The following is an 11,158-nucleotide window of genomic DNA, read 5'->3' as shown; positions in this document are numbered from 1 at the left end:
ACACAAATACCGCTCCACTTCCCTACGCAGGTCTGAACCTGTTCAAGTTATGAGGGTCTAAAAGTCACACTTTTATCTCAGCCCTTATGAAGGACACCCCTAGTGGTTAAACGAATACATATTGAATTGTTCTGCACCTCTATATTAACACGAATCCTTATTTGGTCAAGATTTATCCTTCCAATGTTTTCTTAAGATCCGTTACGTACCCCCGAGATCCGGTGACAATTAAACGGTCTCCAAGTTTCAGCCTCGTATCCCCATGAGGAACGATGCTGTCCACACCTCTGAAGATCCTGACAAAGATGACGTCACCTGTTAAAGGGAATTCCCGTAAAATGACACCATCATATTTACTGTTCTCCATATTAATTTGATACAGCGAAGACTCTTGGTTCGTGAGCAGCTTCATGACGCCAGGCGCTTCAATCAGTGCGCGAAGCAGCGTTTTTGTCGACAGCAGAATAGAAAAGATGCTGATTCCCTGCTCCTTCAGAGCTGCTTCATGCTCCGGTGATCCTACGCTTGCAATGACTCTTTCTGTGCCTTTTTCTTTTGCAAGTAATGCAATGTCTGCATTCATATCTTCATTTCCTGTCGCCACAACGAGGATATCCGTTTCAAAAATGCCGAGTGATTCAAGCGTCTCGTGTTCATAGTCAGAAATTGTTTCAACAGCAAACACTGATTCTGACAGCTTTTCCTCCGCATTCTCTTGGTAGACGTGTACAACACGCACGTCATACTCTTCCTCTGGCAATTCGAGTGTGACAGGCAAAGTCATTTGATTGGCGCCAATGAACGTAATCGTCTTTTTCTCCTCCGGCTGCTCTTCCCGTTTGTATAATTTTTTAAAACAGATCGGCGTAAAAATACTTGCAATGACGGCTACTAAAATTAGCGCTCCTGACATATTTGCGCTGATCACGTGAAGCTGCTGGCCGATTGTTGCAGCGGCAATCACGAGCGAAAGCGTTGATGTCAGCAGGAAGCCAGACGCGAAAATGGTTCGGTTATCATACCACTTCTTTAGGTACATGACAGGAATGATTTTGCTGACTAACAGCGCCAGCAGCAGGAGCGGAATCATGATTAAAATTGTTTTATCCTGGAAAAGAGTCCAAATATCCAGCTTCACACCGACCATCACGAAGAAAATCGGTATTAAGAACCCATAACCGAATGAGTCCAGCTGCTGAACAAGTTCTTTGTTTGGCGAAAGCAGGGAAACAAGAACCCCCGCTAAGAAAGCGCCGAGAATATTTTCCGCCCCAAGTGATTCAGACAGGGCAACGAGTACAATGATTAACGTAAAAATGGCACGCGTCCCGATCTGGATCGTCCCTTTTGACATGGACTGCACAAAAGAGCGATGTTTGAAGACCCGGCCGAAAAAGTAAAGCACCACTCCGGCCGCAAACAGAATCATCAGGAGCCACATGTTTCCGCTGTCCTCTCCGTATAAAGAAGAAAAAACAGCAAGAAGAATCATCGTGGCCAAATCAGCAATAACAGCAACAAGCAAAATAATCTGCCCGATATTTGAATTCATGATCCGTTCTTCTTTTAATGTTGGAACGACAACGCCTAATGAAATCGTTGAAATAATCAGGGTCATCAAAAATGCATTTTGGATAAATCCGGCCAAGACGAACCCATACGACAAGAGCAATGATAAAATAAAAATACCGACGAAAATAACAGATGCCGCAGCAAACGTATTCGGCGCTTCCTTGCCATTCGGCAGGAACTGCTTTTTCTTTCCTTTCTCAAACGACGAAAAATCAATTTCAAGCCCGCTTAAAAACATTAAAAAGATAAATCCGAGCATAGAGAGTGTTTGGAGCCAGGTGTCACCCTCCACAACTAAATTAAGGCCGCTTTTCCCAATAATCAGCCCCATAATGATTTCAGCAACAACAACCGGGATGCTGAGTTTAAACCGATGCAAAAGGATGGGTGTCAAAAATGCAACGATAAGTACAACAACTAAAGATGCGACAGATGTATGCGCCATAATCAGAACCTCCTTTTTAAGTCAGGGTTATGCTAGTTCTCACTCAGAGAACAAAACCTCATTTTTAAAAAACATAACGCGATTTTAACAAGGGTGATGATGAAAAATAAAGTGATAAGGTCTTAATCCTGTTTAGAAAATGATTCTTCTTCTATAATTTGCACATAAAAGCTTGTGATGACTCACAACACTTTGCTTCATAATAAATAAAACAATCGGTAAGGAGGATACCGCATGGCTTACGATATCATCAGCGATATTCATGGCTGCTATGACGAAATGACTGCATTAATCCAAAAGCTTGGCTATACAATCAAAAATGGAGTACCTATCCATGAAGAAGGCAGGGTGCTTGTTTTTGCCGGAGATTTAACTGACAGAGGGCCCAAATCGATAGAGGTCATCCGATTTGTAGCCGGCGCTTACGAAAAAGGCGCTGTGCGTTATGTCCCGGGAAACCATTGCAATAAATTATATCGTTACTTAAAAGGAAATCCGGTAAAAGTGATGCATGGTCTCGAAACAACAGCGGCAGAGCTTGAGGAACTTTCTAAAGATGAGAGAAAATCAGTCAGCGAACAGTTTATGAAGCTGTACGAAACAGCGCCGCTTTACGACATCTTACATAATGAAGAATTAGTTGTCGCCCATGCTGGCATAAGAGCTGACGATATCGGCAAATATACCCGCAGAGTGAAGGACTTTGTGCTTTACGGTGACGTGACGGGTGAAACATATCCGGACGGCAGACCCGTCAGACGTGATTGGGCGGCAGCCTATAACGGAAAGGCTTGGGTGGTATACGGTCATACACCTGTGAAAGAGCCTCGGAAGGTCAAGCGCACCATCAACATTGATACAGGCTGCGTGTTCGGAAATCAACTGACAGGCTTTCGCTTTCCAGAAATAGAAACCGTCTCTGTTCCAAGCTCCCTGCCTTACGACGAATCAAGATTTCGCCCCATATAAAAAAGGAGAGAATCAATGATTCTCTCCTTTTATCAGTTTTCTCATATCCTGAGGCAGTGGAGCATGAAACGTCATGTTCTTCTGTGTCAGCGGATGGATAAACGAAAGATGCTCGCTGTGCAGAGCCTGCCGGCCAATTTCCTGTCTCGTTCCGCCGTACAGTGTATCGCCGCACAACGGGTGCCCGAGATGACTCATATGAACACGAATTTGATGGGTTCGTCCAGTCTCAAGCTGCAATGCCACCGAGGTCATGTCGTCATTTGCACATGTGACGTAAAAATGAGTAACAGCCTTCTGGCCGTCTGGCGTTACCGTCCGTTCAATAATACTGTCAGGATGTCTGCCAATCGGAGCATCGACTGTTCCCTCCATCTGTGCCATCCGCCCGTGAACCACTGCCGCATATCGGCGTTTCACAAGGCCGTTTTTTTGCGCAGACGATAAAATGGAGTGGGCAAATCGATGCTTGGCAACAAGCATGACACCTGATGTATCCCGGTCTAGCCGGGTGACAAGATGTACTGTCGCCCTCACTCCGGTTGTTTGATAATGATCAATAATTCCATTGGCAATGCTGCCGGAGGGGTGCTCTCTCGAAGGGATTGATGACACATACGGCTGCTTGTTTATCACAAGCACATGTTCATCCTCATAAAGGATATCGAGCGGAACAGGCTCTGCCAGCAGCGTCTCGCTCACCTGTTCCTCAGGAAACTTCACGATAAGAAGATCTCCATCTTTCAAAACGTATTTGACCGTCACATGCTCACCGTTAATCTGCAGGTCTCCCCCGCCAAACTTAATATCGGTCAGCAGACGTTTCGAAATTCCCAGTTCACCGGCATATTCTTTTACAGTCATCCCGTCCTCAGCGGAAGTAATGTTCTTTCTGATAAAAAAATGCTCCACGATATGTCCTCTTTCTATTCACCTTTTCCAATAAACGAATCCTGGACTCTTTTCCAAAATGGAAACGGACGGAATCTCGCAAACCGCACTTTTTCGGATGCAACTTGGCAGCGGATCGACTTTACATCCTTATGGAGAAGGGTTAAATGGTCAATCGTCACTTGAAAGTCAACTTCGTTTCTCGGCTTAATCATGCAATCATGATGGGATGGGAGAAGCAGAGGTGACCCGACCGTACGGAACACGCGGTTATTAATTGAAGCCATTTCCGCAAGCTGGATCGCCCTGATAGACGGATGGATAATCGCTCCGCCCAGCGCCTTATTGTAGGCTGTGCTGCCTGATGGAGTTGACAGGCAGAGGCCATCGCCCCGGAAGGTTTCAAAGAGCTGCCCTTTGATTTCCACATCAGCAACAAGGCTTCCTTCGATGCTTTTAATCGTACATTCATTCAAAGCTAAGTATCTTTCTTCCCGCTCGTTTTCGTGATAGGTCACAATGACTTCGAGAATCGGATATTCGACTGTATGATACGGCGTTTTCGCGATGGCAAGAACAAGTTTTTCAATTTCATGAGGAACCCAGTCGGCATAAAAACCCAGATGACCTGTGTGAACGCCGACAAATGCTGTTTTGTCCAAGCGGTCGCTGTATCTGTGAAAAGCATACAAAAGCGTTCCGTCGCCTCCGACTGAAATAACGATTTCCGGTTCATTTTCATCCAGTTCCATATCAAAATCCAATAAATACGCCTGTATTTTGCTTTTCAGCGTATCAGAAACTTGATCTCCTTTTGATGATACGGCAAATTTCATGCTCTTCTTCCCCTTTACCTATTGTTGCTCGCTTCCTTTTTTCTTTCTTGAAAAGGCAGCTTGAGCTTCCTGTACTTCACCCCTGATCTCCGACATCTCTTCATCAAGCCGGGAAGCCGCTTCAGAAGCGCGCTGAAGCCTTAGTTTTACTTTTTCAGGAATGTTTCCGCTGTATTTATAATTCAATGAATGCTCAATGGTCGCCCAAAAATTCATCGCCAGTGTACGGATCTGTATTTCTACGAGAACATGCTTTTCTCCGGATACCGTCTGCAAAGGGTACAGCACAACAAGATGGTATGATCGGTATCCGCTCTCTTTATGTTCCGCAATATAATCCCTCTGATCCACAACGGTGAAATCTTTTCTGGCAAAAAGCATCTCTTTTACGATTTGGATGTCATCGACAAATTGGCACATGATTCTAAGGCCAGCAATGTCCTGCATGGTTTCAATTTCATGCAGCGGTATGCTTTTCCGTCTCGCTTTTTCAAGTATGCTCGCCACAGGCTTGACGCGTCCGGTCACAAATTCGATCGGTGAATGGTCGTCCTCGTATTCATATAGTGTGCGGATCCCCTTGAGCTTCACTTTCAACTCTTCGACAGCCTGGCGGTACGGCACTAAAAAACGCTCCCATTGTTTGTCATCCATCATACATCCCCCAATTCCGAACCAGTTTCTATAAAAACACGCGTTTCACTTTTTCTTCCATTTCTTCTCCATAGTTTGCATTATCCTTTATATTTTCTAAAAGATATTCCAGCTCCTCATGCAGGCCTGCCAGTTCAATTGTTTGGTTTCCTGCCTCTAAAACAACCGGTATTTTTTGTGCATGGGCCTGCTTCAGTTCCGGCCATACATGTTCCTTTATAATGACATATTCAAAAGAATCAGCTAATTCAAGTATGTATACAAAAGCAAAGTGGTCAGAATCAACAAGCATTTGACCTGACGGCTTGCGTTCCGCTTCGTTTCCTTCTGTCTGACAGGCAAGGCGAAGCTGATCATCCGATAATGTTGCATTCAAAATTTCGATTCTGTTTTGCATAATGCTCTCCTTTTTTAAACAAAGTACAGATTCATTTTATCATATCGAGCTCGATATTGATAAACCTAACATCTAAAGAGATAATAGTAAAAATAAGATTTACAGGGCGGAAAGGAAGAGCATCATGAGCCAAGAAATTGAAATCGAATTTAAAAACATGCTGACCAAACAAGAATTCAAAAACATAGCAGCGGCACTCCAGCTGACAGAAAAAGATTTTACAGATCAAAAGAATCATTATTTTGATACAGACAGCTTCGCGCTGAAACAAAAACATGCTGCGCTTCGTATCCGCAGAAAAAACGGAAAGTATGTCCTTACATTAAAGGAGCCGGCAGATGTGGGGCTTCTGGAAACGCACCAGCAGCTTTCAGAGGTATCAGATCTCGCTGGATTTTCAGTTCCCGAGGGCCCTGTGAAGGACCAGTTGCACAAGCTTCAGATCGATACGGATGCCATACAATACTTTGGATCTTTAGCAACAAACCGTGCGGAAAAAGAAACAGAAAAAGGCTTAATAGTTTTAGACCACAGCCGATATTTAAATAAAGAGGACTATGAAATTGAATTTGAGGCGGCGGATTGGCATGAGGGCAGAAAAGCCTTCGAAAAGCTGCTTCAGCAATTCAGCATTCCTCAGCGCGAAACCAAAAATAAAATTCTGCGTTTTTATGAAGAAAAACGAAAGTCTATATAAGGTGGAATGACATCGTGAATGTAACGAATTGGGCAGCTTTACTTCAGCTTCAGGCACTACAGTCCATATCTAATGCACGCAGCAGCTCGGACACTCAGAATACGGAAAGCCCGCTTTCAAGTTTTAGCTCTTTGCTCAGCCAATATACAAACGGCCTGGCATCTCAGCAATCAGCACCTTCTTCATCGCCAAGCCCGCTCAGCATGCTGAACAGCGCGAATACAACAGCGCCGTCACTGCTTTCAGCGTATGGGCTTAACTCATATACGAGCAGCAATTCAGGTTCAATCACAAAAGCGGCAGAAAGCACTGAAACAGCTGCTGCAGATTCAGCTTCAAACAAACATGAAGCAAATCAGATCAGTTCGGGAGACTTCTCTATTGACAGTGCGATTAAAAAAGCCGCTGATAAATATGGCGTTGATGAAAAACTGATCCGCGCCGTCATCAAACAGGAATCAGGCTTTAATGCAAAAGCGGTCAGCGGAGCAGGTGCGATGGGCCTCATGCAGCTGATGCCGTCAACAGCAAGCTCACTTGGCGTTTCCAATCCGCTTGATCCGCAGCAAAATGTGGAGGGCGGAACGAAATATTTAAAACAAATGCTGGATAAATACGACGGCAATGTGTCTATGGCATTAGCGGCTTACAACGCCGGACCGGGGAATGTTGACCAATACGGAGGCATTCCTCCTTTCCAAGAAACGCAAAACTATGTAAAAAAAATAACTTCAGCTTATTACGCGTAACCAGAGGTGCTCTTTCCCTCTGGTTTTTTTGCGAAGTGAAATCTTACGCATTCCTGATTTTTATGTGATATGATATGAAATACAAACCCCGGCTGTCAGCCGAAATGAGTCATCAAACGCATAAAAGGCAGTTTGTTTGTAGAAATGATGCCTTGTTGCTAAAATAAATCTAGATGAAACAATGAAATACAGAAAATTACTTTTTGCAATAGGATTTATGATTCCTATTAGCCATATTTAAAGGAGTAGTCAACATGGGACAATCGTTTAACGCACCTTATGAAGCGATTGGAGAGGAACTTCTATCGCAACTTGTTGATACTTTTTATGAGCGTGTCGCGTCTCATCCTTTGCTGAAGCCGATTTTTCCAAGCGATTTGACAGAAACCGCCAGGAAACAGAAGCAATTCTTAACTCAGTATTTAGGCGGGCCTCCGCTTTATACTGAGGAGCACGGCCATCCTATGCTCAGAGCAAGGCATCTTCCCTTTCCAATTACAAACGAGAGAGCTGATGCGTGGCTCAGCTGTATGAAGGACGCAATGGACCATGTAGGGCTGGAGGGCGAAATTCGTGAGTTTTTGTTTGGCCGGCTGGAGTTGACAGCAAGGCATATGGTGAATCAAACGGAAGCGGAGGATCGATCATCTTGACAAACTATCAGCATGAGCTATACTTCGCCCATTGCCACGGTCATCCAAAAAAACCGCTTGAAATTTATATGTTTGTAGACCCTTTATGTCCTGAATGCTGGTCCTTAGAGCCCGTCATCAAAAAGCTGAAAATCAGATACGGACGTTTTTTCACCTTACGCATTATCGCTTCCGCAAGCCTTACCGCTTTAAATAAAAAGCGAAAAAAGCATCTTCTCGCAGAAGCATGGGAAAAGATCGCGAGCCGCTCTGGCATGTCATGTGACGGCAATGTCTGGTTCGAACAGGATCAGCCGCTTTCATCGCCTTATATGGCTGCTCTCGCTTTTAAAGCAGCCGAATTGCAAGGACGAAAAGCCGGCATGCAATTTCTCAGAAATATGCAGGAGAGCCTATTTGTTTCAAAGAAAAATATTACGGATGAAAACGTGCTTTTGGAGATTGCTGAAAATACAAGTCTCGATCTTGAAGAATTCAAAAAAGATCTGCATTCTCAAAGCGCGGTCAAGGCGCTTCAATGTGACATGAAAATTGCTGCTGAGATGGATGTTTCTGTTAATCCGACACTGACGTTTTTTAATACGCAGCATGAGGATGAAGGGCTTAAAGTTCCTGGCAGCTACTCATATGATGTATATGAAGAAATTTTATTTGAGATGCTTGGCGACGAGCCGAAGCCGTCGGAAACACCGCCTTTAGAATGTTTTATTGAATATTTCCGCTTCGTTGCCTCGAAGGAAATTGCTCTTGTATATGACCTGAGCCTTGAAGAGGTAGAAAAAGAAATGAAAAAACTGGCGTTTGCTAAAAAGGTTGCCAAAGTGGAAGCCAAACACGGAATGTTTTGGAAGTCTCTCAGCACTTATTCTGATGAATATCAATCATGTGAAAAATAGCCGCAGGCGTGCATATGCTTGAGGCTGTTTTTTTACGCCCTAAACCAAACGCATGTTCTGTTTTTAGCACTAAAGAAACCGCGCCGGGATAAGCGCGGTTTCATATGTCTTAACGACAACAAAGGGGATGGGAGAAATTTTTCACGGTCAAACAAAGGGGTAATGTTTGTTTGTGATCAATTTCACATCCTTATGATAACAAAAGATGTCGACTTTTGACAACCTCTATGCTTAATGTTCATATTTTTGTCACAAAACATAACGAAGTGCATTCACTCATATCCTTATAAGGAAAAAGAACGAGGAGGACCGCCATGATGTCTACTTTGATCTCAATTGTGTGCATTGCTGTTTTTTTCTGCTTGAATATCTTAGGCATGATGCATATGCTGCCGCTTTATATTACCTCTCCTCTGCTGTTTCTGTCTATTTTGTTTACCCTCTACCGCTTGAATCACCGGAAAACCTTTAAAGGGTTTTAAAAAAGCCTGTGCGTCATTTCCGCACAGGCTTACTTTTTTAAGACTGCTTGACTTTCATCAGCAGCTCTTCCATTTCATCAAGTTTTTCTTCAAACATTTTGCACGCGGCTTCGATTGGCTCTGGAGACGTCATATCAACACCCGCTTTTTTCAGGACATCAATCGGGTATTGTGAGCTTCCCGCTTTCAGGAAGTCAATATAACGGTCAACCGCCGGCTTTCCTTCCTTCAAAATCTGGCTGCTTAATGCTTGGGCAGCGCTGTACCCTGTCGCATACTGATACACATAGTAATTGTAATAGAAGTGCGGAATACGCGACCATTCAAGGCCGATTTCCTTATCAATCACCATGCCGTCTCCAAAATACTTTTTATTCAGGTCGTAATAGACATTTGTCAGAAGCTCAGGTGTAAGCGGCTCGCCTTCTTGCGCCTTAGTATGAATCAGATGTTCAAATTCAGCGAACATCGTTTGTCTGAAGACCGTTCCCCTGAAGCCCTCAAGCATATGGTTGAGAATATATAAGCGCTGTTTTTCATCCTCTAAATTGTTCAGCAAATATTCGCCAAGGAGCGCTTCATTTGTCGTAGAGGCAACTTCCGCGACAAAGATGCTGTAATTGCCGTATGGATAAGGCTGGTGCTTTCTCGTATAGTAGCTGTGTACGGAATGTCCAAACTCGTGCACGAGCGTAAAGAGATTATTGACGTTATTATGCCAGTTCATCAAAATATACGGATTCGTGCCGTAAGCTCCTGATGAATAAGCCCCATTGCGTTTGCCTTTATTTTCGTAAACGTCCACCCAGCGGTTTTCCAGTCCTTCTTTTAGGATAGAGGCATATTCTTCCCCTAAAGGTGCAAGGCCTTTCAGCATGTAATCTTTGGCTTCCTCGTATGTCACCTTCATCCCAGCATCTTTCACAAGCGGTGTATACAGGTCATAGATATGCACTTCATTAAGCTCAAGCACTTTCTTTCTTAGCGCAATATAGCGGTGCAGGAGCGGCAAATGCTTATTAATCGTCTTAACAAGGTTATCGTATACTTCCTCAGGAATACTGTTGTTAGAAAGCGCAGCCTCACGCGCTGACTTGTATTTTTTCACTCTCGCGTAGAAGTTGTCCTTTTTCACAGTGCCGCTAAGCGTCGTGGCCATTGTGTTTTTATATTGTCCGTACGTTTTATACACTGCGTCAAACGCATTTTTGCGGACTTCACGGTTTTCACTTTCCAAGAAATTAATAAAGTTGCCGTGAGTGATCTGTTTCTCATTCCCATCTTCGTCTTTAATGGATGGAAACGTTATATCTGCGTTATTTAACACACTGAATGTATTTGAAGATGACCCCAGTACCTCGGAGGCTTCAGCAAGCAGTGCCTCTTCCTTCTCGCTCAGCACATGCGGACGTTCCTTTGTAATCTCCTCAATCGCATGAGAGTACAGCTTTAATTCTTCTTTTTCAAGAATGAACTGCTGCAGTTTGTCTTCTTCTATGGATAAAATCTCCGGAACCAGATAAGCTGTCGCGCTTGCGGCCTGTGTATACAGGTTTCCCGCCTTGTCATTCAGCCCCTGGTAAAAGGAGTTCCCAGTATCCTGGTCAGAGCGCATATGCGCATATGTGTACAGCCTACCCAGCCGCTCCATCACTTTATCTTGATACGTAAGAGCCTCGTATAAATGATCAGCTGAATCTGCCAGCTTTCCTTTATACTTAGATAAATTCGGAATTAATGCTTTTACAGCTTGAAATTCTTTATTCCAGGCCTCATCACTAGGAAAAATATCCTCAAGTCTCCATGTGTCTTCTGCCTTTACCTCACTTCTGTCAGGCAGTTGGTTTGCTTTTTTTTCCTCAGCCATGGTGATCCCCCTCGTCTTCTTTGATTCAAGCCAATTGAAAAAACAGCTGT

Annotated in this window: 12 protein-coding genes and 1 riboswitch; of the genes, 6 read left to right on the top strand and 6 right to left on the bottom strand. The window is 43.9% G+C overall.

Going from position 1 to position 11,158, the window contains the following annotated elements:
• Positions 1 to 2: 2 nt before the first annotated feature.
• Positions 3 to 111: riboswitch (TPP riboswitch) on the bottom strand.
• 61 nt (positions 112 to 172) lie between these two features.
• Positions 173 to 2,017, bottom strand: coding sequence for a monovalent cation:proton antiporter family protein (locus MHI44_RS17835; protein ID WP_015715673.1), 1,845 nt, complete (start codon positions 2,015 to 2,017; stop codon positions 173 to 175).
• Positions 2,018 to 2,251: 234 nt separating this feature from the next.
• On the opposite strand from MHI44_RS17835, the gene prpE reads away from it, so the two are divergent.
• Positions 2,252 to 2,986, top strand: a complete 735-nt coding sequence (gene prpE, locus MHI44_RS17830; protein WP_339202503.1) for a bis(5'-nucleosyl)-tetraphosphatase PrpE — start codon at positions 2,252 to 2,254, stop codon at positions 2,984 to 2,986.
• 12 nt (positions 2,987 to 2,998) lie between these two features.
• Here the strand turns inward: prpE and MHI44_RS17825 are convergent, their stop codons facing one another.
• The 4 genes from MHI44_RS17825 to MHI44_RS17810 are packed head-to-tail and all read right to left on the bottom strand — an operon-like array spanning position 2,999 to position 5,764.
• Positions 2,999 to 3,898 carry an RluA family pseudouridine synthase gene (locus tag MHI44_RS17825; RefSeq protein ID WP_240304259.1) on the bottom strand — a complete coding sequence of 300 codons (900 nt, stop codon included), beginning with the start codon at positions 3,896 to 3,898 and terminating at the stop codon, positions 2,999 to 3,001.
• 14 nt (positions 3,899 to 3,912) lie between these two features.
• Positions 3,913 to 4,713, bottom strand: a complete 801-nt coding sequence (locus MHI44_RS17820; RefSeq protein ID WP_339202502.1) for an NAD kinase — start codon at positions 4,711 to 4,713, stop codon at positions 3,913 to 3,915.
• Between the two features lie 18 nt (positions 4,714 to 4,731).
• On the bottom strand, positions 4,732 to 5,367 hold the full coding sequence (gene yjbM, locus MHI44_RS17815) for a GTP diphosphokinase (RefSeq protein ID WP_003245294.1): 636 nt from the start codon (positions 5,365 to 5,367) through the stop codon (positions 4,732 to 4,734).
• A 28-nt stretch (positions 5,368 to 5,395) separates the two neighbouring features.
• The gene (locus MHI44_RS17810; RefSeq protein ID WP_024573346.1) at positions 5,396 to 5,764 is read right to left on the bottom strand and encodes a hypothetical protein; all 369 of its coding nucleotides are present in this window, start codon (positions 5,762 to 5,764) and stop codon (positions 5,396 to 5,398) included.
• 124 nt (positions 5,765 to 5,888) lie between these two features.
• Between MHI44_RS17810 and MHI44_RS17805 the strand changes: the two genes are divergently transcribed.
• From MHI44_RS17805 to MHI44_RS17785, 5 genes are all read left to right on the top strand, one after another.
• Positions 5,889 to 6,461, top strand: coding sequence for a CYTH domain-containing protein (locus MHI44_RS17805; RefSeq protein ID WP_015715669.1), 573 nt, complete (start codon positions 5,889 to 5,891; stop codon positions 6,459 to 6,461).
• Positions 6,462 to 6,475: 14 nt separating this feature from the next.
• Positions 6,476 to 7,210, top strand: coding sequence for a bifunctional muramidase/murein lytic transglycosylase (gene cwlQ, locus MHI44_RS17800; protein WP_339202501.1), 735 nt, complete (start codon positions 6,476 to 6,478; stop codon positions 7,208 to 7,210).
• Positions 7,211 to 7,464: 254 nt separating this feature from the next.
• Entirely contained in the window at positions 7,465 to 7,863 is a 399-nt protein-coding gene (locus tag MHI44_RS17795) for a group 2 truncated hemoglobin YjbI (protein WP_003232928.1), read from the top strand.
• Positions 7,860 to 8,759, top strand: a complete 900-nt coding sequence (gene spxH / locus MHI44_RS17790; RefSeq protein ID WP_003245184.1) for a protease adaptor protein SpxH — start codon at positions 7,860 to 7,862, stop codon at positions 8,757 to 8,759. The genes MHI44_RS17795 and spxH overlap by 4 nt, the downstream gene beginning before the upstream one ends.
• 314 nt (positions 8,760 to 9,073) lie before the next feature.
• Entirely contained in the window at positions 9,074 to 9,241 is a 168-nt protein-coding gene (locus MHI44_RS17785; protein WP_003244944.1) for a hypothetical protein, read from the top strand.
• 37 nt (positions 9,242 to 9,278) lie between these two features.
• On the opposite strand, the gene pepF is transcribed toward MHI44_RS17785, so the two are convergent.
• Complete coding sequence (gene pepF / locus MHI44_RS17780) at positions 9,279 to 11,108, bottom strand: oligoendopeptidase F (protein ID WP_339202500.1); 1,830 nt, start codon at positions 11,106 to 11,108, stop codon at positions 9,279 to 9,281.
• Positions 11,109 to 11,158 lie beyond the last annotated feature (50 nt).

Origin of the sequence: Bacillus sp. FSL K6-1366, assembly GCF_037976695.1 — a bacterium.
In the GTDB taxonomy this organism is placed as follows: domain Bacteria; phylum Bacillota; class Bacilli; order Bacillales; family Bacillaceae; genus Bacillus; species Bacillus subtilis.
This window is presented reverse-complemented; position numbering and strand designations above follow the sequence as displayed.

What these genes read in the sequence shown, in the direction of transcription:
- MHI44_RS17810 (WP_024573346.1), bottom strand. Translation starts at nt 5,764, where the DNA reads ATGCAAAACAGAATCGAAATTTTGAATGCAACATTATCGGATGATCAG.
- yjbM (WP_003245294.1), bottom strand. Translation starts at nt 5,367, where the DNA reads ATGGATGACAAACAATGGGAGCGTTTTTTAGTGCCGTACCGCCAGGCT.
- MHI44_RS17785 (WP_003244944.1), top strand. Translation starts at nt 9,074, where the DNA reads ATGATGTCTACTTTGATCTCAATTGTGTGCATTGCTGTTTTTTTCTGC.
- MHI44_RS17795 (WP_003232928.1), top strand. Translation starts at nt 7,465, where the DNA reads ATGGGACAATCGTTTAACGCACCTTATGAAGCGATTGGAGAGGAACTT.
- MHI44_RS17835 (WP_015715673.1), bottom strand. Translation starts at nt 2,017, where the DNA reads ATGGCGCATACATCTGTCGCATCTTTAGTTGTTGTACTTATCGTTGCA.
- MHI44_RS17820 (WP_339202502.1), bottom strand. Translation starts at nt 4,713, where the DNA reads ATGAAATTTGCCGTATCATCAAAAGGAGATCAAGTTTCTGATACGCTG.
- MHI44_RS17805 (WP_015715669.1), top strand. Translation starts at nt 5,889, where the DNA reads ATGAGCCAAGAAATTGAAATCGAATTTAAAAACATGCTGACCAAACAA.
- pepF (WP_339202500.1), bottom strand. Translation starts at nt 11,108, where the DNA reads ATGGCTGAGGAAAAAAAAGCAAACCAACTGCCTGACAGAAGTGAGGTA.
- prpE (WP_339202503.1), top strand. Translation starts at nt 2,252, where the DNA reads ATGGCTTACGATATCATCAGCGATATTCATGGCTGCTATGACGAAATG.